This window comes from Streptomyces sp. NPDC026575 (assembly GCF_055567415.1).
The window spans coordinates 115,504-140,779 of record NZ_JBVHQM010000001.1 but is presented as its reverse complement, the minus strand read 5'-3'; the positions used below and the strand labels follow the sequence as shown (position 1 = coordinate 140,779).

23 protein-coding genes and 1 pseudogene are annotated in these 25,276 nt (G+C 74.5%); 16 read left to right on the top strand and 8 right to left on the bottom strand.

Going from position 1 to position 25,276, the window contains the following annotated elements; genetic code table 11:
* Positions 1–31 precede the first annotated feature (31 nt).
* Positions 32–1,189 (top strand): acetyl-CoA C-acetyltransferase, encoded by a 1,158-nt coding sequence (locus ACZ4NB_RS00620; RefSeq protein WP_467657353.1) that lies wholly within the window; start codon positions 32–34, stop codon positions 1,187–1,189.
* A gap of 21 nt (positions 1,190–1,210) precedes the next feature.
* Here the strand turns inward: ACZ4NB_RS00620 and ACZ4NB_RS00615 are convergent, their stop codons facing one another.
* The 4 genes from ACZ4NB_RS00615 to ACZ4NB_RS00600 are packed head-to-tail and all read right to left on the bottom strand — an operon-like array spanning position 1,211 to position 4,618.
* A complete protein-coding gene (locus ACZ4NB_RS00615) occupies positions 1,211–2,254 on the bottom strand; it encodes an NAD(P)H-dependent flavin oxidoreductase (RefSeq protein ID WP_467657743.1) in 1,044 nt (347 codons plus the stop codon).
* 11 nt (positions 2,255–2,265) lie between these two features.
* Positions 2,266–3,012: a CoA-transferase subunit beta gene (locus ACZ4NB_RS00610; protein ID WP_467657351.1), complete on the bottom strand. Its 747-nt coding sequence runs from the start codon at positions 3,010–3,012 to the stop codon at positions 2,266–2,268.
* Positions 3,009–3,848, bottom strand: coding sequence for a CoA transferase subunit A (locus tag ACZ4NB_RS00605; RefSeq protein WP_467657350.1), 840 nt, complete (start codon positions 3,846–3,848; stop codon positions 3,009–3,011). Before ACZ4NB_RS00605 ends, ACZ4NB_RS00610 begins: the two co-directional genes overlap by 4 nt.
* Entirely contained in the window at positions 3,845–4,618 is a 774-nt protein-coding gene (locus tag ACZ4NB_RS00600) for an enoyl-CoA hydratase family protein (RefSeq protein ID WP_467657349.1), read from the bottom strand. The genes ACZ4NB_RS00605 and ACZ4NB_RS00600 overlap by 4 nt, the downstream gene beginning before the upstream one ends.
* An 82-nt stretch (positions 4,619–4,700) precedes the next feature.
* Here ACZ4NB_RS00600 and ACZ4NB_RS00595 point away from each other — a divergent pair, with 82 nt between their 5' ends.
* Positions 4,701–5,507 (top strand): SDR family oxidoreductase, encoded by an 807-nt coding sequence (locus ACZ4NB_RS00595; RefSeq protein ID WP_467657348.1) that lies wholly within the window; start codon positions 4,701–4,703, stop codon positions 5,505–5,507.
* A 1-nt stretch (position 5,508) separates the two neighbouring features.
* The gene (locus tag ACZ4NB_RS00590; RefSeq protein WP_467657346.1) at positions 5,509–6,420 is read left to right on the top strand and encodes an SDR family oxidoreductase; all 912 of its coding nucleotides are present in this window, start codon (positions 5,509–5,511) and stop codon (positions 6,418–6,420) included.
* A gap of 76 nt (positions 6,421–6,496) precedes the next feature.
* Here the strand turns inward: ACZ4NB_RS00590 and ACZ4NB_RS00585 are convergent.
* From ACZ4NB_RS00585 to ACZ4NB_RS00570, 4 genes and pseudogenes are all read right to left on the bottom strand, one after another.
* Positions 6,497–6,613: pseudogene (locus ACZ4NB_RS00585) on the bottom strand (uracil-DNA glycosylase); the annotation flags it as partial.
* A 10-nt stretch (positions 6,614–6,623) separates the two neighbouring features.
* Entirely contained in the window at positions 6,624–7,841 is a 1,218-nt protein-coding gene (locus ACZ4NB_RS00580) for an RNA-guided endonuclease InsQ/TnpB family protein (RefSeq protein ID WP_467657345.1), read from the bottom strand.
* 123 nt (positions 7,842–7,964) lie between these two features.
* Positions 7,965–9,206: an MFS transporter gene (locus ACZ4NB_RS00575; RefSeq protein WP_467657344.1), complete on the bottom strand. Its 1,242-nt coding sequence runs from the start codon at positions 9,204–9,206 to the stop codon at positions 7,965–7,967.
* Positions 9,207–9,252: 46 nt separating this feature from the next.
* A complete protein-coding gene (locus ACZ4NB_RS00570; RefSeq protein WP_467657343.1) occupies positions 9,253–10,944 on the bottom strand; it encodes an AMP-binding protein in 1,692 nt (563 codons plus the stop codon).
* A 340-nt stretch (positions 10,945–11,284) separates the two neighbouring features.
* Between ACZ4NB_RS00570 and ACZ4NB_RS00565 the strand changes: the two genes are divergently transcribed.
* From ACZ4NB_RS00565 to ACZ4NB_RS00505, 13 genes are all read left to right on the top strand, one after another.
* Positions 11,285–12,547, top strand: coding sequence for a condensation domain-containing protein (locus ACZ4NB_RS00565; RefSeq protein ID WP_467657341.1), 1,263 nt, complete (start codon positions 11,285–11,287; stop codon positions 12,545–12,547).
* A gap of 192 nt (positions 12,548–12,739) precedes the next feature.
* Positions 12,740–15,184, top strand: coding sequence for an ATP-grasp domain-containing protein (locus tag ACZ4NB_RS00560; protein ID WP_467657340.1), 2,445 nt, complete (start codon positions 12,740–12,742; stop codon positions 15,182–15,184).
* A 120-nt stretch (positions 15,185–15,304) separates the two neighbouring features.
* A complete protein-coding gene (locus tag ACZ4NB_RS00555) occupies positions 15,305–16,573 on the top strand; it encodes a pyridoxal phosphate-dependent aminotransferase (protein ID WP_467657338.1) in 1,269 nt (422 codons plus the stop codon).
* Between the two features lie 2 nt (positions 16,574–16,575).
* The gene (locus ACZ4NB_RS00550; RefSeq protein WP_467657337.1) at positions 16,576–17,289 is read left to right on the top strand and encodes a maleylpyruvate isomerase family mycothiol-dependent enzyme; all 714 of its coding nucleotides are present in this window, start codon (positions 16,576–16,578) and stop codon (positions 17,287–17,289) included.
* Between the two features lie 35 nt (positions 17,290–17,324).
* The gene (locus tag ACZ4NB_RS00545; protein ID WP_467657336.1) at positions 17,325–18,251 is read left to right on the top strand and encodes a hypothetical protein; all 927 of its coding nucleotides are present in this window, start codon (positions 17,325–17,327) and stop codon (positions 18,249–18,251) included.
* Between the two features lie 30 nt (positions 18,252–18,281).
* Positions 18,282–18,560: an acyl carrier protein gene (locus ACZ4NB_RS00540; RefSeq protein ID WP_467657335.1), complete on the top strand. Its 279-nt coding sequence runs from the start codon at positions 18,282–18,284 to the stop codon at positions 18,558–18,560.
* Entirely contained in the window at positions 18,557–19,705 is a 1,149-nt protein-coding gene (locus ACZ4NB_RS00535) for an acyl-CoA dehydrogenase family protein (protein ID WP_467657334.1), read from the top strand. The genes ACZ4NB_RS00540 and ACZ4NB_RS00535 overlap by 4 nt, the downstream gene beginning before the upstream one ends.
* Entirely contained in the window at positions 19,702–20,334 is a 633-nt protein-coding gene (locus ACZ4NB_RS00530; RefSeq protein ID WP_467657333.1) for a 4'-phosphopantetheinyl transferase family protein, read from the top strand. Before ACZ4NB_RS00535 ends, ACZ4NB_RS00530 begins: the two co-directional genes overlap by 4 nt.
* A 72-nt stretch (positions 20,335–20,406) precedes the next feature.
* Positions 20,407–21,570 (top strand): NAD(P)/FAD-dependent oxidoreductase, encoded by a 1,164-nt coding sequence (locus tag ACZ4NB_RS00525; RefSeq protein WP_467657331.1) that lies wholly within the window; start codon positions 20,407–20,409, stop codon positions 21,568–21,570.
* Positions 21,567–21,887 carry a (2Fe-2S)-binding protein gene (locus tag ACZ4NB_RS00520; protein WP_467657330.1) on the top strand — a complete coding sequence of 107 codons (321 nt, stop codon included), beginning with the start codon at positions 21,567–21,569 and terminating at the stop codon, positions 21,885–21,887. Before ACZ4NB_RS00525 ends, ACZ4NB_RS00520 begins: the two co-directional genes overlap by 4 nt.
* Entirely contained in the window at positions 21,868–23,256 is a 1,389-nt protein-coding gene (locus ACZ4NB_RS00515) for an FAD/NAD(P)-dependent oxidoreductase (RefSeq protein WP_467657328.1), read from the top strand. Before ACZ4NB_RS00520 ends, ACZ4NB_RS00515 begins: the two co-directional genes overlap by 20 nt.
* Positions 23,257–23,297: 41 nt before the next feature.
* Positions 23,298–24,197 (top strand): dihydrodipicolinate synthase family protein, encoded by a 900-nt coding sequence (locus ACZ4NB_RS00510; RefSeq protein ID WP_467657327.1) that lies wholly within the window; start codon positions 23,298–23,300, stop codon positions 24,195–24,197.
* Positions 24,198–24,208: 11 nt separating this feature from the next.
* Complete coding sequence (locus ACZ4NB_RS00505) at positions 24,209–25,210, top strand: proline racemase family protein (protein WP_467657326.1); 1,002 nt, start codon at positions 24,209–24,211, stop codon at positions 25,208–25,210.
* Positions 25,211–25,276: the final 66 nt, after the last annotated feature.

The window sequence follows — 25,276 nt, the reverse complement described above, 5'->3', positions numbered from 1 at the left end:
CGATCCGCAGAATCTGACCAAGGAGACCACCATGTCCGAGGCATATATCGTCGAGGCGGTCCGCACCCCCGTCGGCAAGAAGGGCGGCGGTCTGTCCGGCGTCCACCCCGCCGACCTCGGTGCCCATGTGCTGCGTGCGCTGATGGCACGCACCGGCGCCGACCCGGCCGCCGTGGAGGACGTCGTCTTCGGCTGCCTGGACGCCGTCGGGCCGCAGGCCGGGGACATCGCCCGCACCTGCTGGCTGGCCGCCGGGCTGCCCGAGGAGGTGCCCGGCGTCACCGTCGACCGCCAGTGCGGCTCCTCCCAGCAGGCCGTCCACTTCGCCGCCCAGGGGGTGCTCTCCGGCACCCAGGACCTGGTCGTCGCGGGCGGCGTCCAGAACATGTCGCAGATCCCGATCGCCTTCGCCAGCCGGCAGGCCGCCGAGCCGCTGGGGCTCACCGAGGGCCCGTTCGCCGGCTCCGCGGGCTGGCGGGCCCGCTACGGCGAGCAGCCCGTCAACCAGTTCCACGGCGCCGAGCTGATCGCCGCGAAGTGGCGGCTCACCCGTACGGACATGGAGGAGTTCGCGCTCCGCTCCCACCGGCGGGCCGTGCGCGCCATCGACGAGGGCCGCTTCGACCGCGAGATCGTCCCCTTCGGGGACGTCGCCGTCGACGAGGGCCCGCGCCGCACCACCTCGCTGGCGAAGATGGCCGAGCTGGCGCCGGTCGTCGAGGGCGGCCGGCTGACCGCCGCGGTCTCCTCGCAGGTCTCCGACGGCGCGGCCGCCATGCTGCTGGCCTCCGAGCGCGCGGTGGCCGAGCACGGCCTGACCCCGCGGGCCCGTATCCACCATCTGTCGGTACGGGGCGAGGACCCCATCCGGATGCTGTCCGCACCCATCCCCGCGACGGCGTACGCGCTGAAGAAGGCGGGCATGACGATCGACGACATCGACCTGGTCGAGATCAACGAGGCGTTCGCGCCCGTGGTGCTGGCCTGGCTCAAGGAGACCGGCGCCGACCCCGAGCGGGTCAACGTCAACGGCGGCGCCATCGCGCTGGGCCACCCGCTGGGCGCGACCGGGGTACGGCTGATGACGACGCTGCTGCACGAACTGGAGCGCACCGGCGGCCGGTTCGGGCTGCAGACCATGTGCGAGGGCGGCGGGCAGGCCAACGTCACCCTCATCGAACGGCTGTGACCGGCCGCGCGGGCGGGTGACTCAGCGCGGCAGGGCGGCGAGGGTGCGGTGCGCCTCGGTCATGATCCGGTCGACGAGTTCCGCGCAGGACGGCAGATCCCCGATCAGACCGGCGACCTGGCCCGCGGCCATCACCCCGAGATCGGTGCGGCCTTCCACCATCGACGCCCGCAGCAGCATCGGGGTGTTGGCCGCGAGCAGGACCTGGCTCCAGGACAGCTCCTTGCCGTGCTTCATGGCCAGGCCGTCCCGGACCATCCGGGCCCAGCTCAGCCCGGACAGCTTCCGGAACGACGCGGCATGGCGCACCGCGCGCAGCAGCGCCGCGGTGCGCCCGGACCGCTCCAGCGCCGCGACCAGCTCGCTGCGCAGCATCCGGTGCGGCAGTCCGTCGACCTTGGTGGTGACGGTGATGTCCTGCACCGCCGCCTGTAGATAGCAGTCCTGGACCGCCGGCGGCACCGTGCTGTCCGACGTCAGCAGGAAGCGGGTGCCCATGGCGATGCCGGCCGCGCCGTAGGCGAGCGCCGCGACCAGGCCCCGGCCGTCGAAGAAGCCCCCCGCGGCGATCACCGGGATCTCGACCGCGTCCACGACCTGGGGGAGCAGCACGCTGGTGGCGACGCTCCCGGTGTGGCCGCCGCCCTCACCGCCCTGCACGACGACCGCGTCCGCGCCCCAGGCGGCGACCTTCTCGGCGTGCCGGCGGGCCCCGACGGACGGGATGACGACCACCCCCGCCTCCTTGAGCCGGGCGATCAGCTCGGGGGACGGGGCGAGGGCGAAGGAGGCGACCCGTACGCCCTCCTCCACGATGACCCGTACGCGCTCGGCCGCATCGCCCGCGTCGGCCCGCAGATTGACGCCGAAGGGCGCATCCGTACGGGACCGGACCTCGCGGACCGCGGAACGCAAGCGCTCGACGGTCATGGTGGCCGAGGCGAGGATGCCCAGGGCCCCGGCGTTGGCGGCGGCCGAGACCAGCCGGGGCCCCGCCACCCACCCCATACCGGTCTGGACGAGCGGGTGCCGCACGCCGACCAGCTCGGTCAGCGCGGTGGTGATCCGGGGGGCCGTCATACCGCCGGCACCTCGCGTTCGCGCAGCCCGTCGGGGTCGATGACCTCGCGGATCAGCCGCAGTTCCGCCTCGGAGGGCTCCCGGGTGCCGGGCACCTCGTCGGGCAGTACGAGCGGGAATCCGGTGGCCTGCTGGACCTCCTCGACCGTGACACCGGGGTGGACCGAGGCGAGCCGCATCGTGTGGTCCGCCGTCGCGAAGTCGAAGACCCCCAGGTTGGAGACCACCCGGGGGAGGTGGTGGTAGCGGGTCGCGGACGGTCCGGCGGCGGCCGCGCTGTCGTAGCCCACCCCGCTGATCATGTCGACCTTCTCGACGAAGACCCGGGTGGAGTGCCTGGGCACCCAGTAACTGACCGGATTGTTGAGGGTGTTGACGGGCGCCCCGCGGACGCCCAGCAGCTGGCGGGCCGGCCGCCGCCAGTCGCCGATGCAGGAGATGTTCTGGTTGCCGAAGCGGTCCAGCTGACTGGCGCCCATCATGACGTGCCGCCTGCCGCCGGTGACCATGGCCAGGTGCTGGCGGTAGGGCAGCCAGCCCTCGGTCTCCCCGTCGAGGCCGACCAGCCTCGCCTCGCCGTCGGTGAGCAGCAGGTCGGGCGAGAAGGTGCGCTTGGCGAGCCGGGCGCCGATGGCCGGGATCGGGCCCATCGGGCTGGCCAGCACCTCGCCGTTGTCGCGCCAGGCGTCGGCGCAGGCGATCACGCAGTACTCGGCGCGGGTCGTCGTGGAGGTCGTGCTCACCGCTGCTCCTCGTGCCAGGTCTGGACCGCGGACTGGTAGCTCTTCTCGTCCCCGTGCAGGAACCGCTCGGCGAACTCCGGCCAGGGTGTGGTCGCATAGAGCTTCTGGAAGGGCTCGTCGCGGCCGTAGTCGGGGGCGCAGGAGGTGAAGTGGGCGCCGTGGGGGGCCTCGACGACTCCGGTGACCGCGTACCGCTTGATGAGCAGGGTCTGCGGGACGGCCGCCGAAAAGCCGTCCACCAGCCGCTCGCAGGAGACATAGGCGGTCTCCGCGGCCTCGCAGAACAGGTCGTCGAAGTACGGGTCGGGGCCCAGGTACTGGCCGTTGCCGAGCCGGTCGGCGCGGTTGACGTGGACCAGTGCCGCGTCCAGCCGCAGCGCGGGCATGGCGACGAACGTCTCCGCGTCGTCGTACGGCGAGGTGACCGTCCGCAGACCCGGGTTGACCCGCATCACGTCCGAGCCGATCCCGGCCCGTACGGGCAGGAACGGCAGGCGGTTGGCGGCGGCCCGCAGCCCCCACATGAACATCGCCTCGTCGACCTCCGCCAGCTCGAACTCCCCGCGCTGGCGGGCGGCGCGGAAGTGCGGTTCGAGCGGGATGGAGTCCAGGGTCGCGAACGGGGCGACCAGCTTGCGGATCCGGCCCGCTGCCGCGAGCAGGCCGACATCGGGCCCGCCGTACGCGACGACGGTCAGATCGGTGACCGGGGACCGCAGGAGCGCCCGCACCAGCGCCATCGGCTTGCGGCGCGAACCCCAGCCCCCGATGCCGACGGTCATACCGCTGCGCAACCGGGAGACCGCCTCGTCGGGTGTCATGGTCTTGTCGGTCATGGCTGTGTGGCCCCCTGCCCGGTCTCGGTGCCGAAGGTGTCGCGGATCCGGTCGGCGACCCCGCTGAGGTTCGCCTCGAAGGTGAACCCCTGCTCGAAGCGGTAGCTGCGGCGCACGTCGACGGGGTCGATGCCGTTGATGGCGGCCTTGGCGAGCCGGAGCAGCGCGCCGTCCTTGCGGGCGATCTCGCACGCCAACTCCACTGCGGTGTCCCGGAGTCGGGCGGCCGGGACGACCTGCCAGACGGAGCCGTGCGCCCGCAGTTCGTCGGCGGTGGCGGTGCGCGAGGTGTAGTAGAGCGCCCGCATCAGATGCTGGGGGACCAGCCGGGCCAGATGCGTGGCCGCGCCCAGCGCGCCGCGGTCCAGCTCCGGCAGGCCGAAGGACGCATCGTCGCTCGCCACGATCGCGTCGGCGTTCCCGGCGAGACCGATGCCGCCGCCGAGGCAGTGCCCGTGCACCGCCGCGACGACCGGCACCTCGCACTCGTAGACCGCCGAGAACGCCTCGGCGCAGCCGCGGTTGGCGCCGATCAGCGCACCGTGGCCGCCCTCGGCGGTGTCCCGCTGCAGCTCCTTGATGTCGACGCCCGCGTTGAAGCCGCGCCCTTCGGCGGCGAGCACCACGCAGCGGATGCCGGGGTCCCGGCCGGCGGCGCGCACGGCGTCGGCGAGGTCGTACCAGCCCCGTACGGGAAGGGCGTTGACCGGTGGGAAGTCCACGGTGACGACCGCGACGCCCGGCTCGGGCCGGGAGGTGGAGACACCCATGAGCGGATCAGCTACCTTTCCACCAAGCGTTTGTTAGGTAGCGAAGTTAGCAGCGGATCGCGCGCTGCGGGAGGGGTACCGGTTGAGCCTGACTCTCGATCTGTCCGGGCAGGTCGCCGTCGTCACCGGCGGGACCCGCGGCGTCGGCGCGGGGATCGCCCGGTCGTTCCTCAAGGCCGGGGCCGACGTCGTGGTCTGTGCCCGGCGGCCCCCGGACACCCCCGTTGCCGCGGCCGGCCGCACGGCCCGCTTCCGCCCGCTCGATCTGCGCGATCCGCCCGCCGTGGGGGAGTTCTTCACCCATGTCGCGGCGGCGTACGGCCGCCTCGACTGCCTGGTCAACAACGCCGGCGGTACGCCCTACCGCCTGCTCGGTGCGGCCGCCCCGGAGCGGCATGCGCGGGTCCTCGAACTCAACCTCACCGCCCCGCTGACCGCCTCCCTCGCCGCGTACGAGGTCATGCGGGGCGAGCCGGCCGGCGGATCGATCATCATGATCGGCAGCGTCAGCGGCACCCGCCCCTCGCCCGGCACCGCCGCCTACGGCGCGGCCAAGGCGGGCCTGGACAGCCTCGCCCGCACCATGGCCGTCGAATGGGCCCCGCGGGTCCGGGTCAACACCCTCGTCCTGGGCATGGTCCGCACCGAACTGACCGCCCTGCACTACGGCGACGAGGCGGGCGTCGCCGCCGTCGGCGCCACCGTACCGCTCGGCCGGCTCGCCGAACCCGACGAGATCGGCGACGCCGCGGTCTTCCTCGCCTCCGACCGGGCGGCGTACCTCACGGGTGCCAGCCTGCTCGTCCACGGCGGCGGGGAACGCCCCGCCTTCCTCGACGCCGCCACCGCCCACCGCCCCGCCGCATCCCCGTCCACCGAGGAGAGCTGAGATGACCGGAATCTGCGCCGGCCGCGCCGTCGCCGTGACGGGGGCCGGCCGCGGCCTCGGCCGCGCCCACGCCCTCGCCCTCGCCGCCGAAGGGGCCGCCGTCGTCGTCAACGACCTCGGGGTGACCGCGGACGGCTCCGGGGCCTCGCCCGGCCCGGCGCAGCAGGTCGTCGAGGAGATCGAGGCCCGCGGCGGCCGGGCCGTCGCGCACACCGGCGACATCACCACCACCGACGGCGCCGCCTCGCTCGTCGCCGCCGCCCTGGACTCCTTCGGCCGCCTCGACGCCCTCGTCAACAACGCCGGGTTCCTGCGCGACCGGATGCTGGTCAACCTCGACGAGGACGGCTGGGACGCCGTCATCCGCGTCCACCTCAAGGGCCACTTCCTGCCGCTGCAACAGGCCGCCGCCCACTGGCGGGCCGAGACCAGGGCCGGCCGCACGCCCCGGGCCCGGGTGGTCAACACCAGTTCGGGCGCCGGACTGCTCGGCAGCGTCGGCCAGGGCAACTACTCCGCCGCCAAGGCGGGCATCCTCGGCCTCACCCTCGTCGCCGCCGCCGAGCTGGGCCGCTACGGCGTACAGGTCAACGCCATCGCCCCCGCCGCCCGCACCCGCATGACCGAGCAGACCTTCGCCGAGACGATGGCGGCGCCGGCCGAGGGGGAGTTCGACGCGATGGCCCCCGGCAATGTCTCCCCGCTGGTGGTCTGGCTCGCCTCCGCCGCCAGCGACGGCGTCACCGGCCGCGTCTTCGAGGCCGAGGCGGGCCGGATCTCCGTCATGGAGGGCTGGCGCCGCGGCCCCACCGCCGACAAGGGCGGCCGCTGGACCCCGGCGGAGGCGGGCGAGCACGCCCGCAAGCTGCTGACGGCTGCCGGGGAACCGCATCCGGTGTACGGGGCGCGCTGACCCGGGCGCCGGAACGGCGCGGTCGTCCCACCGCGTGTGGCGCTCCGGCTCCGCGCGGAACGCGACGGGCGCCGCCTCAGCGCCGTCCGGTACGCAGCCCCGCGAGAGCGGCTGCCCGGGTGAGCACCTCGACGAGCATGCCGGAGGTGAGCCGGCCGGTGAACGTGTTGCGCTGGCTGGGGTGTTGACTTCCGCTCCCCGCCCTAAAGGGCGGGGATTCCTACCACGGTCGGCTGACCGTCTCGGTGGGTTCCTGTTTCTTCGCGCTGCGCCGGGACGAGTCCCGGTCTTACCCGCGCTCCGCAGGCTGATACCGCCAGTCCGGCGGCCTTGGCGACGTTGACCGCCGCATTGATGTCCCGATCGAGGACAGCCCCGCATGCCCCGCACTCCCACACGCGGATGTGGAGGGGCTTGAGGTCGTCCTTGACGCCGCACTGCGAGCACACCTGAGACGTCGGCTCGAACCGGCCGATCCGTATGAGGGTGCGCCCGTACCGGGCGGCCTTGTACTCCAGCATCGTCACGAACGCCGACCATCCGGCGTCGTGAACGGACTTGGCCATACGCGTACGGGCGAGTCCCTTGACCGCCAGGTCCTCAACGGCAACCGCTTGGTTCTCACGGATGATCTTCATTGAGAGCTGGTGGTGAAACTCGCACCGTGCGTCGGCCACCTTCGCGTGCGCGCGGGCGACCTTGATCCGGGCCTTCGTCCTGTTGTTGCTGCCCTTGGTCTTGCGGGAGAGCCGCTGCTGTTCCCGCTTGAGCTTCTTCTCCGCCCGGCGCAGGAAGCGCGGGCTGTTGATCTTCGTGCCGTCGGAGAGGATCGCGAAATGCGACAGTCCCAGGTCGATGCCGACCTCCGGCGTGACCGGCGGCAGTACCTCATTCGCGTCAGTCTCGACCACGAATGAGCAGAAGTACCGCCTGGCCGCATCCTTGACCACGGTCACAGTGGACGGCGCGGACGGCAGGGCGCGGGACCACTTCACCCGTACGTCGCCGATCTTCGGCAATGACAGGTCTCCGCCCGGGGTGATCTTCCAGCGGGCATTCGCGGTGAACCGGACCGACTGCCGGTTGTCCCGGCGCGACTTGAACCGGGGCGCGCCCATGCGTGGACGCTTACCCTTGAGACCGTCGAAGAAGTTCCGGTACGCGGTATCCAGGTCCCGGAGGGACTGTTGCAGGACCACGGCGGAGACCTCGCTGAGCCACGCCCGTTCCTCGGTCTTCTTCGCCTCGGTGAGCCGCTTGCCCAGCTCGGCGGAGGGAACGAACGGCAGCCCGGCGGCGCGGGCGTCCTCGCGGGCGCGAAGCGCGTCGTTGAAGACCACCCGAGCGCACCCGAACGCCCTGGCCAGCGCTGAGCGCTGCGGACCGCTCGGGTACATCCGGAAGGAGTACCTGAGCTGCATGTCCGTGATCGTACTAAGTTGGGTTATGGCTGAGTATCAGAACATCCGCACTGGTAGGCATCGCGCGTTCGTCATGCATGCGAGAACCGCTTCACCACCGGGCCAAAGCCGGGTGCACTGCGATTAGTCCACGGCCTCGGCGCGGCGGCGCAGGGACGGGGCCAGCGCCAGCTGGCCCGCGGCCGCGGCCAGGCACAGGGCGGTGCAGGTCAGCCAGAGGGTGGTGGAGCCGATGACGAGGAGGCGGGTGCCGACGATCGGAGCGATCAGGAAGCCGGTGCCCCAGGCCATGCCGATCAGTCCGTTGTAGCGGCCGCGGAGGTGGGCGGGCGCGAGGTCGGCGACGACGGCCGCGGTGACGGCGAAGACCAGGATCTCGCCGAGCGTGGAGACCGCGACGGCCAGTGCGTAGCCGGCGGTCGCCGAGGCCGCGGCCGCCACCGCGTTGCCGCCGGCCGCGATCGTGAAGCCGGTGGCCAGCACCCGGCTCTTGTCGAAGGCGGCCAGCCGGTGGCCGATCAGCGGCTGTACCGCGATGACGATGATGCCGTTGACGCCCATGACCAGGCCGTAGGCGCTGCTGGACAACGCGGTGCCGGTCATCGCCAGCGGCAGGGTGGCGAATGCCTGTTGGAAGACGACCGCATAGCCGACGATGAGGCCGGCGAACGCCAGCATCGCGCGGTCGCGCAGGACGCCGCGGTAGCTGCCGGCGGTGCGTTCCCGGGCGGCCGGGCCCGTCTCCGGGATGGCCAGCCACACCAGCAGCCCGAAGAACGCGCAGGCCCCCGCGTCGAGCCAGAAGAGCAGTCGGCCGCCGTGCGAGGCGAGATAGCCGCCGAGCACCATGGCGACCGAGAAGCCGAGGTTGACGGCCCACAGCAGCAGGCCGTAGGCGCGGGTGCGGTCGGCGGCCGGCACCGCGTCGGCGACCAGGGCCTGGGCGGCGGGGCGGAACAGATCGATGGTGATGCCGAGGACGAAGCAGCAGACCACCAGCAGGGTGAGGCTCCGGGCGTGGCCGAGCGCGAGCAGGGTCGCGCCGTTGGCCAGCATGCCGCCGGTCAGCGCCACCCGGCGGCCGAAGCGGTCCGCGAGGAAGCCGCCCAGCGGCTGGGAGATCACCGAACCGATGCCGACGACGGCGAGGACGATGCCGGTGGTGGCGACGGACAGGCCCCTGACCCCGGTCAGATACAGGCTCAGGAACGGATTGACCATCGAGCCCAGGCGATTGACCAGGGACCCGCCCCACAGCACCCAGAACGCGGCGGGCAGCCCGCCCGCCCGCACCCGTACGTAGCCGCGCAGCCGCCCTGGGCGGGGCTCGCCGATCGCCGGGCCGGACGTGTCGATTCCGCTCATGGTCTCCGTTCCCTCCTTGGTTCTCTCCTCCGGGACGTGCGGATCGTCAGCGGCCGCAGCCGCGGAGCACGGCGGGGGCCGGGGGCGCGGGGGCCTGCCGGGCGGGGGACGGGGCCGGGCGGGAGGCCGGGGCCGTCCGGGCGCCGTCCGCCGTTGTCGGCTCGGTGCCCTGCGCCAGGGCCGCGCGGTCGACCTTGCCGTTCGGGGTCGTGGGCAGGACGTCCAGCAGCCGGATCTCCTGCGGGACCATGTACGGGGGCAGCGCGCGGGCGCAGAAGGCACCCAGGTCCGCGGTGTCCACGGACCGACCCGCCGTCGGGACGACGAAGGCGGTCAGCCGGAGTCCGCCGCCCTCGGGCTCCGGCAGGGCCGTCGCGGATGCCGCGGCGACGCCCGGGTACTGCGTCAACCGCCGCTCCACCTCGGCCAGTTCGACGCGGTTGCCGTTGATCTGCACCTGGGAGTCGGTCCGGCCGCAGAAGTAGAACTCGCCGTCCGCGCCCCGCACGGCCAGGTCTCCGGTGCGCAGCACCACCTGGCCGGACTGCGGGCACAGCGGGTCGGGGACCAGTGCCCGGTGGGTGGCCCGAGGGTCGTCCCAGTAGCCGGAGAAGAGCGCGGGGCTGCGCAGATGGATCTCGCCGGGCACGCCGGGCTCCGCCACGAGCGCGCCGTGCTCGTCGACGAGGAGCATCTCCGCTCCGGGATGCGCGACGCCGATGGAGAGCCGATGGGCGTCCTCCGGGAGGGGGTTGGGGACGTCCTCGAAGGAGCAGGCCATCGACTCGGTGGCGCCGTAGCAGTTGATGATGCGCGCCTTCGGCAGCAGTTCCTGCAGGCGGCGCAGTTCGGGCAGCGGGAACTCCTCGCCGCAGAACAGGATCGAGCGCAGCCGGTCGAGGGCGGCCAGCCGCCCGGGCTCATGGCGCAGCGGCTGCCGCCAGATCGACGGTACGCCGTTGACCTGGGTGGCTTCGGTCTCCCGCAGCACCCGCAGCAGATGCCGGGGCCAGCGCACCAGGTCCGGCGGGACCGGCACCACACTGGCGCCGCTGCCCAGCGCCAGGCCGATGTTGAGCAGCGAGAAGTCGAACTGCAGGGGCGAGGTGCTGGCGATGCGGTCCTCGGGCGTGGCGATGCCGTACGCGAGCATGCCCCGGTAGAACGCGACCACCGCCCGGTGGCTCATCACCACGCCCTTGGGGCGTCCCGTGGTGCCCGAGGTGAAGATGATGTACGCGGGGTCGGTGACGCAGGGCACCCGGCGCCTCGGCCGGGGCTGCTCGGGGGCGTGCTCCACGGTGAGTCCGCCGGGGCCGAACCGCGCGGTGGCGAGGGTGCGGGGGAGATCCGTGCGGGCGCCGTCGGACGCCTGGAGGTGGAGGGCGGGCCGGGCGGTGCCGATGAGGGATCGCAGCCGCTGCCCGGGGGTCTTCGGGCTGACCGGGATGAAGGTCAGGCCCGCGCGGGAGGCGGCGAGCAGCATCGCGAGGGAGTGCGCGGTGGTGTCGGCCTCCAGGATCACCCGGGCGCCGGTCTCCAGGCCGAGGGTGAGCAGGCCGCCGGTGTACGCGTCCGCCAGGGCGCCCAGCTGCGCGTAGGTGGTGACGGTGGTCAGGCCCGGCCGGGCGGACTCGATGACGGCCGGGGCGTCAGGGGTGTGCCGGCCGGCGGCGAGCAGGAAGTCGTGGAGGAACTCCCCGGCGGTGCCGGCCGGGGCCGGTGGCTGCTGACTCACGTGGCGAAGCCCCCTCGTGGTGGTCGGGAACGGTGATCCGGGGCGGGCCGGGCGGTGCCGGTGCTTCCGGGTGGCCGGTGCGGCGGCGTCCGGTCGGTGGTCGGCGCGGCTGCCCCCGTGACCGCCGCACCCCCCACCAGGCTTCCGCTGTACGGAAGTTGAATTCCGTTGAGCGATGGTCAGACTCTCATGTCGGCAGTGGGGGTGGGGTGTGAGGTGGGTCACTTTGGAGGGTGTTCGGGGTCGGTGAAACCTGGACAGGTCGCGGCGGGTTGTGGCAGCGTCGCCCCTGTCTGGAATTCATCTTTCGCATGGTGGAAGTGTGTTGATGGGGGAACGTATGTCCGGGGCAGGACCGCTATCGCTGGGCCAGCTCTCGGTATGGCACGACATCCGGGGACTGCCGGCGCCGCGCCGGCACGAGCCGAACAACGCGGCGGCCTGGCCCCTTCCGCCCGGCGTCGGAGCGGAACAGGCGCGCACCGCGCTGCGCGCCCTCGCCGCCCGGCACCCGTCGCTGCGCACCCGCTACGACCTCCAGGACCCCGACGCCCCGGGGCAGTTGCCGCCCGACACCGACTTCGACGACCGGCTGGAGATCGCCGAGAGCGCGGCCGGCGAACCCGCGCGGCTCGCGGCCGAACTGGCCGCCGAGCCCTTCGACCTCGGCCGCGAACACGCCTGGCGGGCCCGGCTGCTGACCCGCGCGGGCACCCCCGCCCAGCTGCTGTTCGCCAAGCACCACATCGCCGCGGACGCCTGGGCGCAGGAGCTGCTCCATCAGGACTTCCGGCGGGCGCTCACCGACCCCCGAGGTCTCGGCCCCGCCCCACCGGGCCCCGCCGACCTCGCCGCCGAGCAGTACGGCGCCGCCGGACTGCGTCGGCAGGCCGCGGCCCTCGACCACTGGGCGCAGACCCTGGCCCAGGCCCCCTCGGCCGCCCTGCCGCGCGGCGCCGACACGGCGGCCGACGCCGTCCAGTGCACCCTGCGCTCCGCGGCCGCCCGCCCGGCCGCGCACACCGTCGCCGCACGCGCGCGGGTCTCCGTCGCCAGCGCCGTGCTGGCCGCCTACGTCCGCAGCGTGGCCCGCAGATGCGGTGTCGACGCCCTGCTGGTGCAGCTGATGAGCGCCAACCGCTTCGCCGGCCGCTGGCGGGGTGTGGTGACCTCGATGAACCAGTGGGTGCCGGCGCTGATCGAGGACGCCCGCAACGAGGACCTGGTCAAGCTCGCCGACGCGGTGCACTGGAGCGGCCTCGGCGCCTTCCGGCACGGGATGCACGAGGTCACCGCCGTCGCCGCGCTGCGCGCCCGTATGCCCGGAGCCGCCGAACCGGCCTGCGCCTTCAACTTCGTGTCCGTGCCGGACGACACGGCGCCGGACGCCCCGCCGCCCCGGGGGCCGGGGACCGCCGCTCCGCCCACGCTCACCTGGGAGGAGCCCTTCACCACCATCGGCCCGCGATGCTATGTCCGCGCCGTGGAGAGCGAGGACGCGCTCTCCCTCCGGCTCACCGCCAAGGACCTCGACCGCGCCCACTGCGCCGAACTGCTGTGGGATCTGCACGAGAGCCTGCTGACCGCCGCCGGGCGGCCCTGACGGGCATCCGCCCCGCCGGCTCCTGAACGGCCGCACGGCCGGGGAACCGGCCCGTACCGGCGCTGTCCGCCCCGGTGATCCCGGGTTCCGGACCACGCCGCCCGCCCCGCCCGGCGATGCGCCGTCGCACCAACCGGCCGCCCCCTGCCGCTCCTTCGTTCCCCGCGCTCGTTCCTGCCCCAGGAGGCCGCCGTGCCCGAACACGTGATGATCATCCACCGCTGGACCGACCGCTACGCCGACTACGCCGCCTACCTCGACCACCGCGCCCACCGCGTCAGCTACCTCACCACCGAACGGGCCGCCCGCCACCTGCCCACCGAACAGGCCGCCGGCGTACGGCTGGTGGACAGCACCGAGGACGTCAAGGCGGTGCGCGAGGCCGTCGACGCGCTGGTCGAACGGAGCGGACCGCCGACCCGGATCGTCGCCCTCCAGGAGACGGACCTCGACCTGGCGGCCGAGCTGCGCGACGCGTTCGCGCTGCCCGGGCAGCGCACCGGGGACCTGCTGCCGCTGCGCGACAAACTGCTGATGGCGCGGCGGCTCGCGGTGGCGGGCGTCGCGGTGCCGGCGACGGCCGCGGCACCGGACCACGAGGCGGTGGCCGCCTTCGCCGCCCGGCACGGCTGGCCGGTGCTGGTCAAACCCCGTCGGGGCACCGCCAGCGCGGGCATCACCCGGCTGGCATCCCCCGGTCAACTGCGCGCGCATGCCTTCCCGCACGACATCGACCTGCTCGTCCAGCAGTGGCTGCCCGATCAGGTCCTGCACGTCGACGGCGTCTTCGACGGAGCGGACGTCGGCCCCTGGCGGGCGTCGCGCTACCTCAACACCTGCCTGGAGTTCACCACCGGCAGCGCCCTGGGCTCGGTCGAGATCGACGACGCCGAACTCCTGGCCCGCATCGAGGAGATCACCGCCGCCGCCGTCGGCGCGCTGTTCACCGGGCCGTCGGTCTTCCATCTGGAACTCTTCGAGGGCGACGGCGGCGCGCTGACCGTGCTGGAGGTCGGCGCCAGGCCGGGCGGTGCCGAAGTGCCCTTCATCTGGCGCGAGGTGCACGGCATCGACCTGATGGCCGCGGCCTTCGCCCACCAGACCGGCACCCCCGACCCCACCCCCCGCCGCCTCGCCGAGCCCGCGCGGGTGGCGGGCTGGCTGCTGGTGCCGCCGTCCGTACCACCGCCCTGCCGGGTGCGGGCGCTCACCCCGCCCCGAGCGGACCGCCCCCGCACCGGGCCGTACGCCCAAGTCCTCCCGGCGGAAGGCGCGTTGCTGACCGGCGGGGGTTACGAGCACGCCGGGGCGAGGTTCCGCTTCCGGGGGAGCGGCAGCGCGGAGGTGACGGCCGCCGTCCGCCGCGCGATGCGCGAGGCGTCGCTGGCGTGCGAACCGGTCGATCCGCAGGCACCCGGCCGGCTCGTGGTGGTCGGCTGCGGCAATCCGCCCTACCGCGAGTACGCGCTGCGCACCGTCGCCGGGCGGGTGCGCACCGCCCTCGTACAGGGCACCGCCGTCGACTGGCAACGGCGCTATGTCGCCGACCGGTTCCGGGTCACGGACACCTCCGACCCGGCCGCCACCACCCGCGCCGTCGCCGCACTGCTGGCCGGCCATCGGGGTCCGGGAGCCGTCCTGACCTGGGACGAGACGCTCCTGGAGAGCACCGCCGAGGTCGCCCGCCGGCTCGGTCTGCCGCATATGAGCCCCGAGGCCGCGCACCGCTGCCGCGACAAGCTGGCCACCCGACGGCTGCTCGGCGCCGCCGGGGTGCCCTCGGCAGGCTTCCGGCAGGTGGGCACCCGAGCCGAGGCGCTGGCGGCGGCGGAGGCGCTCGGCTGGCCCGTCGTGGTCAAACCCCGTGCGCTGGCCGGCAGCATCGGCGTCACCCGCGCCGACGACCCCGGACAGCTCGCGCGCGCCTACGACCAGGCGCTCGGCGCCTCCTTCCCCGGCATCAGCGCACCGGCCGACGCGATCGTGGAGGAGTATCTGCCCGGCCCCGAGATCAGCGTGGACTGCGCGGTGTCCGACGGCGCCGTACGGATCGTGAACGTCGCGCACAAGCGGCTGGGGTTCGCGCCGCACTTCGAGGAGGTCGGACACCTCGTCGCGCCCTGGCGGGAGGAGCCCTGGGCCGACGAGGTGCGGTCCGTCGTCACCGACGCCCACACCGCACTGGGCATCCGTACCGGACTCACCCACACCGAGATCCGCCGCACCCCCACCGGACCGCGCGTCGTCGAGGTCAACGGCCGCCTCGGCGGCGACTTCATCCCGCTGCTGGGCACCCTCGCCACCGGGGTCGACCCGGTCGCGGCCGCCGTCGACCTCGCGCTCGGCCGCGCACCCGACCTCACCCCGGTCCGCGACCGCTGCGCGGAGGTGCGCTTCGTCTACCCCGAGCGCGACGGCACCGTGCACTCCCTCGATCTGACCGCCGCCGCGGCCGTGCCGGGCATCGTCGAGGCCGTCCCGCTCGCCGCGCCGGGCACCGAACTGCTGCTGCCGCCCCGGGGGATCGTGCCCCGGCTCGCCGCCCTGGTGGCCGTCGGCGACACCCCCGAGGAGTGCGCCGCCGCGCTCGACCGCGCCCAGCGCTCCGTACGGCACTCCCTGGCCCCGCTCCACTGATCCGCACCGGCCGACGAGGAGAGACAGACCCATGACCCGGATACCCGCCGACCCCGCGGCGGCCACCGGCCGACTCGGCGGCCCGACCCGCGGGGACCACCGCACGCAAAGGACTTCGAGATGACCGCCGTGACCGTCGCCCCGCCCTCCCCGAACCTGGCGCTCAACCAGCTGGTCGACCGGCGCCGCGCCGAGGGGGCCTCGCTGGTCCATCTCGCCTTCGGCGAGGCCCGGCTGCCGGTCCTGCCGCAGCTCGCCGAGCAGCTGGCGCTCGGCGCGACGCGCGCCGCCTACGGGCCGGTGGCCGGCGCCGAGGGCGTACGCGACGCGGTGGCCGGCTACTTCACCCGCCGCCGGCTGCCCACCGAGGCCGACCGGGTGATCGTCGCGCCCGGCAGCAAGCCCCTGCTGATGGCACTGCAACTGGTCATCCCCGGCGATGTGCTGCTGCCGCGCCCCGCCTGGAACACCTACGCCCCGCAGGCCCGCTACGCGGGCAAGAAGGTCTACGGCGTACCGATCCCCGCCGAGTGCGGCGGCGTCCCCGCACCGGGCGCGCTGCGCGAGACGATCCGGCGGGCCCGGGCTGCCGGCGACGACCCCCGGCTGCTGGTCCTCACCCTCCCCGACAACCCCACCGGGACCCTCGCGCCGCCCGCGCTGATCCGCGAACTGTGCGCACTGGCCCGGGCCGAGGACCTGCTGATCGTCTCCGACGAGATCTACCGCGACATCGTCCACGACCCCGAGTCCACCCCCTTCCTCAGCCCCGCCGAGGCCGCCCCCGAGCGCACCGTCGTCACCAGCGGACTGTCCAAGACGCTCGGGCTCGGCGGGTGGCGGATCGGCGTGGCGCGCTTCCCGGTGGGCGAGACCGGCGCACTGCTGCGCGACGCGGTGACCGCGGCCGCCAGCGAACTGTGGTCCACCCTCGCCGCTCCCATGCAGCAGGTCGCGGAGTACGCCTACGGCGAGCCGCCGGAGGTCCTCGCGCGAATGCGGGCGAGCGCCCGGCTGCACGGCGCGGTGGCCCGGGCGGTGCACCGCATCGCTCTCGAAGCGGGCGCGGAGTGCCGCCCGCCCACCGGAGGGTTCTACGTCTACCCGGACTTCGGGCCGCTGCGCGAGCGGCTGGCCGCACACGGAGTCACCGACGCGGCCTCGCTCGCCGGCCGCCTCCTGGACGACTCCGGGATCGCCGTGCTCGCCGGCCATCTGCTGGGCGACGACCCGCAGGCCCTGCGCTTCAAGGCCGCCACCAGCCTGCTGTACGGCGACGAACGCCTGCAGCACCAGGCGCTGCGGGCCGACGACCCCGCCCGCCTGCCGCACATCGGCCGCGAACTCTCCCGGATCGCCCGGGGCTTCGCCCGTCTGAAAGGAGCATGACGATGAAGGAGATACCTCCCACCGCCGCGTCCTTCGCGCAGCTCGCCGCGGCGGCCGACCGGCTGCTGGCCGATCTCGCGGGGCTCGACGACCAGGCCGTCGCACAGCCGTCGCGCCTGCCCGGCTGGACGCGCGGCCATGTCCTGAGCCACCTCGTGTGCCAGGTCCCGGCACTGGAACGGCTGCTGGAGTGGGCCCGTACCGGCGTCGAGACGCCCCAGTACGCCGACCGCGAGGCCCGGGACGCCGAGATCGAGGCGGGCGCCCGCCGGCCGGCCGCGGCGCTGGTGGCGGACGTCCGGGCCAGTGCCGCGCACTTCCGGCGCACGGCCGAGCAACTGCCCGCGCCCGCCTGGCGGGCCACCGTCCGGCCCTTCACCGGTGAACTGTGCACGCCCCGGCGGATACTGGTGATCCGGCTCCGCGAACTCGAACTGCACCACGTCGACCTGGACCTCGGATACGGCTTCGCCGACATCCCCGAACCGGCGCGGCAGATCATCCTCGACGACGTCCTCGGCTACTACGCCGCCGCCGAGGGCGTACCGGACTGCACGCTCGGCGACCGCGAGGGCGCACTGCTCGGCCGCTTCGGCACCGGCGGCCCGGTCGTCTCCGGCGAACCCGCCGACATCCTCGCCTGGCTGGCGGGGCGCAGCGCCGGCGCGGCACTGGAGTCGACGGCGGAGCTGCCCGCACTGCCCGCGTGGCTGTGACCGACCGCCCCACCCCGAGAGGAAGACGAACGGCGATGGCAGTCACCGTCGAACCGGAGCGGTTCGACCTCGGTTCGGTCCGCAGCTCCCTGCTGGACCGCATCCAGGCCAACCTCGCGGTGCTCGCGGACCACCACCACGGCCCCGGAGCGCACCTCCGCCTCGGCGCGCCCCTGAGGTTCCGCACCTGGGACGGGGCGGACGGTCTGCCGACGGTCGATGCGCCGCTGCCGGAGCGGCTGGCCGTGGCGCCGAGGCTCCTGGGGCTGCGGGTGGTCCGGCAGGAACGGCCGTCCCGCGGCGAGTTGAGCCGGGCGATCCGCGCCGCCGTCGGCGTGCGCTACATCGTCGCCGACGCCTTCCAGCTGCCCTGGCTCCCGTACTACGGCCGGGCCCACACCGCGCACGGCTTCCTGCTCGCCGCGGGGCCCGACGGCTGGCACGTCACGGACGCCTACCTCAGCGAGACCCCGTGGGGAACGGCGGCGCCCGGCCACTGGGTGCTGTCCGCCGACGAGCTGGCGGGCATCGAGTCGGCCGAGGTCATCGAGCTGGCGCCGGCCGGTGCGTACCCGGCCGCCGGACCGCCGCCCACCCAGGAGGCCGACGAGGCCGCGGTGACCGCCTACCTCGCCGCGTACGACGCCTGCGCCGACCGCGCCCGAGCCGTCGAACGGCTCACCGGCGAGACCTGGTTGCTGATGCGGGCCCGCAAACTGCACGCGGCCTACCGCGCGTTCGCCCGCCGGACCGGCGAGACCGAGGCCGAGCGCGCGCAGCTGCGCGCCTGGGACGAGGCCCTTGAGTGGACCCGCCTCGCCCACCGCCGGGTGTCCCGGGGCCGCGCCGAGCCACCGGGAGTCGTCGACCGCCTGCGGGCGGTCCTCGCGGCCGACCGCACGGTCTTCGGCGCCGCACCCGCCGCCCCCACCGCCTCCCCGTCCCCCGACGAGGACCGCTGACCACCCGCCCACCACCGCAAAGGCCACACCATGGACACCCGATTCACCGCACTGCTGCGCCCCTTCCTCAAGCTCGCCGGCCCCGACGAGCCCGTCATCGCCCCCGACACCGACCTGCGCCGGCTCGGTGTCGACTCCATGCAGGCCATCGAGCTGCTCTTCGTCATCGAGGACACCTTCGGGATCTCGCTGCCGGACGACGAACTCAACGACGCCACCTTCGCCACCGCCGGCAGCCTGTGGCGCGCGATCCGCGCACAGCTGCCCGACGGGACCGGCGACCGCGCCGACGGCCAGGAGACCCCGTGAGCACCGAGGCCCCGAGCGCCGTGCCCCACCCCTCGCCCGGCCGGCGGTCCGCCGGTGCCGTGCTCGACGCCCTGCCGCGCACCGCCAGTGGCGAGCAGGTGTGGGCCGCGCTCGGCCGGGCGGGACTGATCACCCGGGCCTATCGCGACGGCACGGTCGGGGCGGGAGCCGACCCCGCGGGACTTGAGGGCCTGCTCACTGCCGTCGACGCCCGCTTCTCGATCGCCGCCACCCTGTCGGTCAGCGTCCAGCTGGCCACCGCGCTGCCCGTTCTCGCGGCGGGCCGCACGCCCGTGGCGCGGCGGGCACTGGAGAGGGCGCTCTCCGGTCGGGAGACCGTCGCCCTGGCGGCCACCGACGTCAGCGCCGGCACCGACCTCACCGCGCTGCGCACCCGGGTGCTGATCGAGGACGACGGCCTTGAGCTGTCCGGCGAGAAGAACTGGATCGCCAACACCACCACCGCCGCGTCCTTCCTCGTCCTCGCCCGGCACCGGCCCGGACGGCACTTCACCCACTTCACCTGGGTCCTGGTGCCCGCCGGCGCCCCGGGAGTCGGCGTGCGGCCCGCCGACTCCGCCCTCTTCGCCGACTCCGGCGTCGGCCATCTCACCCTCGACGGCGTACGGCTGGGCCGGGACCATGTGCTGGGCCGGGCCGGCTTCGGGCTGCCGCTGTTCGCCCGGCACATCGGCACCGAGCGGCTCGCCGGCGCCCAGTGGGGGGTCGCACTGTGCCGTCGCGTCCTCGCGGACACCCGTCGCCACCTGTCCGGCCGCGCGCACGGCGAGGGCACCCTGTGGGACCTGGAGGTGGTGCGCCAGCGCTTCGCGTCCTGCCTGCTGCGGGTACGTGAACTCCGGGCGCTGATAACGGAGTTCGAGGACGCGGTGGCGGTGCGCCACGATGCGGCGGCGGCCGCCACGCTCAAGGCGGCCGCCGGCGCGACCGTCCAGCATGTGCTGACCGAGTGCGGCCAGCTGTGGGGCGCGGCCGGCTTCGCCACCGGCGGGATCCAGGAACTGCGCGCCCAGGCCGCGCTGTTCGGCATCGGCGGCGGTGCGAACGAGGTGGTGCTGGGCACCCTCGCGGACGCCGCCGAGAGCGTACTGGACGGCCTTGTGCGACCCGGCACCCCGCCGTGACCGCACCGATCGAGGTGGCCGACCGGCTCTGGGTGGCCACCGCCACCGCGGAGGGGATGGCGCCCAGTGCCCACCGCGACGATCTGCGCCGGGCAGAGCGGATGCCCGGGTGGCGCGCCCGGGAGTTCCTCACCGGGCGCGCGCTGCTGAGGGAGCTGCTCGCCGCCGTGCGGCCGGCCCTGGCCGCTGCGGACGTGGTCGCGGACCCGCGTGGCAAGCCCTGGCTGCGGGGGCATCCCGGCATCGGCATCAGCGTCTCGCACAGCGAGGGCGCGCTCGCCGCTGGAGTCGCCGTCGGGTGCGCCCTCGGCGTGGACCTCCAGCGCCCCGGCGCCCGGGTCGGCGCGTCGTTCGCGCGCCGGCTGCTGGGCGAGCACGCCGAGCGGATCGCGGCACTGCCGCCGGCGCGGGCCGCCGAGGAGGTGGCCTGGGTGTGGACCGTCCAGGAGGCGTGTGTGAAGGCCACCGGGGCGGGGTTCGCCGGCCGCCCATGGGCCATCGACGTACCCCCGGGCGCCCGCTCGGGCCGCTGGCGCGACTACCGCTGGATGGCGCTGCGCGAACACTCCGCCACCCCCTTGAGCTGCGCATTCCCCGTGGAGAGGGGATTCGGCCACGACGAGCGCTGATCGGTCGGTCCGGTGAAGGTGCCAAGTCCCCTTCTCTGCACCAGTGTTGTGTGACATATTACTGGCGTGCCCATGAGACACGGACGCTGCCTGGATACCTCCGATGTGGTCGTCGTCGGGGCCGGTGTGGTCGGCGCGGCCTGCGCCTACTACGCCGCCCGGTCCGGCCTCTCCGTCGCCGTCGTCGACCGCGGAGCCGTCGCGGGCGGCACCACCGGCGCCGGCGAGGGGAACCTCCTGGTCTCCGACAAGGAGCCGGGACCCGAACTCGACCTGGCGCTGCTCTCCACCCGGCTGTGGCGCGAACTCGCCGCCGAACTCCCCCCGGAGATCGAGTACGAGACGAAGGGCGGGCTGGTCGTCGCCGCCGACGAATCCGGGCTGGAGTCCCTGCGCGCCTTCAGCGCGGCGCAGTCCGCCGCGGGCGTGCACAGCAGCCGGCTGCCCGGCGACCGGCTGCGGGACGCCGAACCGCACCTCGCGCCCGGCCTCGCCGGCGGTGTGCTCTACCCGCAGGACGCCCAGGTCCAGCCCGCCCTCGCGGCCGCGCATCTGCTGCGCGCGTCGGGCGCCCGACTGCACCTGGGCGCGGCGGTCACCGCGCTGCTCACCGCGCCCGACGGCACACTGCGCGGTGTGCGCACCCCCCGAGGCGACCTCCTCGCCCCCGCCGTCGTGAACGCCGCCGGCACCTGGGCCGGCGAACTGGCCGCGCTCGCGGGGGTGACCGTCCCCGTCCTGCCCCGCCGGGGATACGTACTGGTCACCGAGCCGCTGCCGCGCGTCGTACGGCGCAAGGTGTACGCCGCGGACTATGTCGCCGACGTGGCCAGCGGCTCCGCGGCGCTGCAGAGCTCCGCCGTCGTCGAGGGCACCCCGGCGGGCCCGGTGCTGATCGGCGCCAGCCGGGAACGCGTCGGCTTCGACCGCACCCTCTCCGTCGAGGTGCTGCGCCGGCTCGCCGCCCAGGCGACGGCCCTGTTCCCGGTACTGGCGGGGGTCCGGGTGATGCGCACCTACCAGGGGTTTCGGCCCTACCTTCCGGACCACCTGCCCGCCATCGGCCCGGACCCCCGCGCCCCGGGCCTCCTGCACGCCTGCGGCCACGAGGGCGCGGGCATCGGACTCGCCCCGGCGACCGGTCGGCTGATCGCCGCCGCGCTGACGGGCACCCCCGGTCCGCTGGAGGCGAAGCCGTTCCGCCCGGAGCGCTTCGAGGAGAGGAGCCCCGCATGACCCGTCGCCGCACCCCCGCCGGCCTCGTGCGCGCCGAGCCCGGCCCGCCGTTCGAGATCACCCTCGACGGCCGTCCGCTGCCGGCGCTGCCCGGCCAGAGCATCGCCGCCGCGCTGTGGGCGGCCGGTGTGCTGTCCTGGCGGAGCACCCGGCGCACCGGCCGGCCGCGCGGTGCGTTCTGCGGTATCGGCTCCTGCTTCGACTGCCTGGCCACCGTCAACGGCACCCCCAACCAACGGGCCTGCCTGATCCCGGCCCGGCCCGGCGACGCGATCACCACCCAGGAGGGCCACGGGCATGCCGACCTCGCCGTCTGACCCCCACGACCTCGCCGTCATCGGCGCCGGGCCGGCCGGGCTCGCCGCCGCCACCACCGCCGCCGGACTCGGGCTGACCGTGGCGCTCGTGGACACCGCCGCCCGGCCCGGCGGCCAGTTCTACCGGCAGCCCGCCCCCGCGCTGGGAGCCCAGCGCCCCCAGGCCCTCCACCACTCCTGGCGCGCCTACGCCCGGCGCGCCGCCCTCCTGAACGCCCAGCTCGCCGCCGGCCGCATCCGCCACTTCGCCGAACACCACGTCTGGGCCGTCACCCGGGACGCCGGGCACTGGACTCTGCACGCGGCGACCGGGCCCGACGGCGCACGGGGCCGGGCCGAGCTGTCCGCCCGCCACATACTGCTCGCCACGGGGACGTACGAGCGTCAACTCCCCTTCCCCGGCTGGACGTTGCCGGGCGTCGTCGGCGCGGGCGGCGCACAGGCGATGCTCAAGGCGGGGCTGGTGCTGCCCGGCCGGCGGATCGTGGTCGCGGGCAGCGGGCCGCTGCTGCTCGCCGTCGCCGCCTCGCTCGCCACCGCCGGAGCCACCGTGCCGGTCGTCGCCGAGGCCGGCCGCTACGCCGGATACGCCCGCGCCCCGCGCACACTGGCCGCCAACCCCCGCAAGCTGATCGAGGCGGCGGCCCACGCGGCGACTCTCGGGCGCTACGGCGTACGCGTCCACCGCCGCAGCGCCGTCACCGCCGTACACGGCAGCGAGCGGGTCGAGGCGGTCACCATGTCCCGGCTCGACCGGGACTGGCGGCCGGTGCCCGGGACCGGCCGCCGCATCCCGTGCGACGCGCTCGCCGTGGGGCACGGGCTCGTGCCGCAACTGGAGCTGGCGACCGCACTCGGCTGCGCCACCCGCCCGACGCCCGACGGCACCCCCGCCCTGGTGGTCGACGACCGCCAGCGGACCACCGTCGACGGGATCTGGGCCGCCGGGGAGACCTGCGGGGTGGGGGGCGCGGAACTCGCCCTCGCCGAAGGCGAACTGGCCGCCCACGCCGTCGCCGGCCGGGCTCCCGGTGCCGCGCTGCGGCGCCGACGCGACCGCCTGCGCCGCTTCGCGCGCACCATGGCCGCCGTGCACGCACCGGGCTCCGGCTGGTCGGCTGCGCTGCGCTCGGACACCGAGGTCTGCCGCTGCGAGGAGGTCACGGCCGGCCGGATCCGGCAGGCCGTCGACGAGCTGGGCGCCCGCGACACCCGCACCGTCAAACTGCTCACCCGCGCCGGAATGGGCTGGTGCCAGGGGCGGATGTGCGGCCCCGCGGTGGCCCACCTCGCCGGCGAGCGGACCCCGCCGGCCGACCGCCGTCCCCTCGCCTGCCCCGTCCTTCTCGACCGACTCGCCAGTGAATAAGGACCGTTACCGCACCCGTACGCCTTCCTGAGGAGACCCGCATGGCCCCGCGCACCCGCCCCTGGCACGGCATCATGGTCGCCACCGCCCTTCCCCTGCGTGACGACCTCTCCATCGACTACGACGCCTACGCCGCCCAGGTCGCCCGGCTGCTCGCCGCCGGCTGCGACGGCGTCGTACCCAACGGCTCCCTCGGCGAGTACCAGACCCTCACCGACGAGGAACGCACCCGGGTCGTCCGTACCGCCGTCGAGGCGGCCGACGGCGACGGGGACCGCGTGATGTCCGGGGTCTCCGCCTACGGCAGCGCCGAGGCGCGCCGCTGGGCCGAGCGGGCCGCCGAGGCGGGCGCGGGGTCCGTACTGCTGCTGCCGCCCAACGGCTATCGTGCCGAAGGGGCCGCGGTCCGGGCGCACTTCGCCGAGGTGGCCGCCGCCGGGGTCCCCGTCGTCGCCTACAACAACCCCTTCGACACCAAGGTCGACCTCACCCCGCGGCTCCTGGGCGAGCTGTACGGCGACGGCAGCATCGTCGCCGTCAAGGAGTTCAGCGGCGATGTCCGCCGGGCCTACGAGATCGCCGAAGTGGCCCCGGAACTCGATCTGCTGATCGGTGCCGACGACGTCCTGCTCGAACTCGCCGTCGCCGGGGCGGTCGGCTGGATCGCCGGCTACCCGAACGCGCTGCCCGAGTCGTGCACCGCTCTGTACCGGGCCGCCGTCGCCGGCGACCTCGCCACCGCGCTGCCCCTCTACCGCGCACTGCACCCCCTCCTGCGCTGGGACTCCCAGCCCGCCTTCGTGCAGGCGATCAAGCTCTCCATGGACCTCGCCGGACACCACGGCGGCCCGACCCGCCCGCCCCGCTTCCCGCTCCCCGCGGAGCAGGCGGCGGTGCTGCGCGCCGCCACCCAGAAGCTGCTCGCCGACGGCCACCGCTGAGAGAGGCCCCCATGCGCACCCGCCATGTCTTCCACGCCGTCGACTCCCACACCGAGGGCATGCCCACCCGCGTGATCACCGGTGGCATCGGCACCATCCCCGGCGCCACCATGGCCGAACGCCGGCAGTACTTCGCCGAGCACCGCGACGACGTCCGTAGGCTGCTGATGTACGAGCCGCGCGGACACGCCGCCATGAGCGGCGCGATCCTCCAGCCGCCGACCCGCCCCGACGCCGACTACGGCGTGCTGTTCATCGAGGTCTCCGGCTTCCTCCCGATGTGCGGACACGGCACGATCGGGGTGGCCACCGTGCTCGTCGAGACCGGCATGGTCCAGGTGCGCGAACCCGTCACGACCGTACGGCTCGACACCCCCGCCGGGCTGGTCACCGTCCAGGTCGCGGTGGCGGACGGGCGGGCCACCGCCGTCACCCTCACCAACGTCCCCGCGTTCTGCGCCGGACTCGACCGCAAGGCCGTCGTCCCCGGCTACGGCACGCTCGGCTACGACCTCGCCTACGGCGGGAACTTCTACGCGATCCTGCCGCTGGAGAGCGTCGGCCTGCCCTTCGACCGGGCCCGCAAGGACGACATCCTCGCGGCCGGGCTCGCGCTCATGGACGCGGTCAACGCCACCGACCGGCCGGTCCACCCCGAGGACGAGCGGATCGGCGGGCTCAAGCACGTCTACTTCGCCGCGCCCGGGTCGGATGCCACCCGCTCCCGGCACGCGATGGCCATCCACCCCGGCTGGTTCGACCGCTCACCGTGCGGCACCGGCACCTCCGCGCGGATGGCGCAGCTGCACGCCCGCGGTGAACTGCCGCTGCACCAGGACTTCGTCAACGAGTCGTTCATCGGTACCGAGTTCACCGGCCGACTCGTCGAGGAGACGACCGTGGGCGGGCGGCCGGCCGTCGTGCCCACCGTCACCGGCCGGGCCTGGGTGACCGGGACCGCGCAGTACTTCCTGGACCCGGCCGATCCGTTCCCGGCAGGGTTCCTGCTGTGATCCCGGGGCACAAAGGCCCTGCCTGCCAGGCGGTTTGCACAACGTGACATTGTACGCTGGCACTCC

Bases quoted from the DNA above. Each gene is read 5' to 3' on its own strand.
- ACZ4NB_RS00620 (WP_467657353.1), top strand. From the start codon at position 32: ATGTCCGAGGCATATATCGTCGAGGCGGTCCGCACCCCCGTCGGCAAG.
- ACZ4NB_RS00605 (WP_467657350.1), bottom strand. From the start codon at position 3,848: ATGACCGACAAGACCATGACACCCGACGAGGCGGTCTCCCGGTTGCGC.
- ACZ4NB_RS00600 (WP_467657349.1), bottom strand. From the start codon at position 4,618: ATGGGTGTCTCCACCTCCCGGCCCGAGCCGGGCGTCGCGGTCGTCACC.
- ACZ4NB_RS00590 (WP_467657346.1), top strand. From the start codon at position 5,509: ATGACCGGAATCTGCGCCGGCCGCGCCGTCGCCGTGACGGGGGCCGGC.
- ACZ4NB_RS00580 (WP_467657345.1), bottom strand. From the start codon at position 7,841: ATGCAGCTCAGGTACTCCTTCCGGATGTACCCGAGCGGTCCGCAGCGC.
- ACZ4NB_RS00575 (WP_467657344.1), bottom strand. From the start codon at position 9,206: ATGAGCGGAATCGACACGTCCGGCCCGGCGATCGGCGAGCCCCGCCCA.
- ACZ4NB_RS00565 (WP_467657341.1), top strand. From the start codon at position 11,285: ATGTCCGGGGCAGGACCGCTATCGCTGGGCCAGCTCTCGGTATGGCAC.
- ACZ4NB_RS00555 (WP_467657338.1), top strand. From the start codon at position 15,305: ATGACCGCCGTGACCGTCGCCCCGCCCTCCCCGAACCTGGCGCTCAAC.
- ACZ4NB_RS00550 (WP_467657337.1), top strand. From the start codon at position 16,576: ATGAAGGAGATACCTCCCACCGCCGCGTCCTTCGCGCAGCTCGCCGCG.
- ACZ4NB_RS00545 (WP_467657336.1), top strand. From the start codon at position 17,325: ATGGCAGTCACCGTCGAACCGGAGCGGTTCGACCTCGGTTCGGTCCGC.
- ACZ4NB_RS00540 (WP_467657335.1), top strand. From the start codon at position 18,282: ATGGACACCCGATTCACCGCACTGCTGCGCCCCTTCCTCAAGCTCGCC.
- ACZ4NB_RS00525 (WP_467657331.1), top strand. From the start codon at position 20,407: ATGAGACACGGACGCTGCCTGGATACCTCCGATGTGGTCGTCGTCGGG.
- ACZ4NB_RS00520 (WP_467657330.1), top strand. From the start codon at position 21,567: ATGACCCGTCGCCGCACCCCCGCCGGCCTCGTGCGCGCCGAGCCCGGC.
- ACZ4NB_RS00515 (WP_467657328.1), top strand. From the start codon at position 21,868: ATGCCGACCTCGCCGTCTGACCCCCACGACCTCGCCGTCATCGGCGCC.
- ACZ4NB_RS00510 (WP_467657327.1), top strand. From the start codon at position 23,298: ATGGCCCCGCGCACCCGCCCCTGGCACGGCATCATGGTCGCCACCGCC.
- ACZ4NB_RS00505 (WP_467657326.1), top strand. From the start codon at position 24,209: ATGCGCACCCGCCATGTCTTCCACGCCGTCGACTCCCACACCGAGGGC.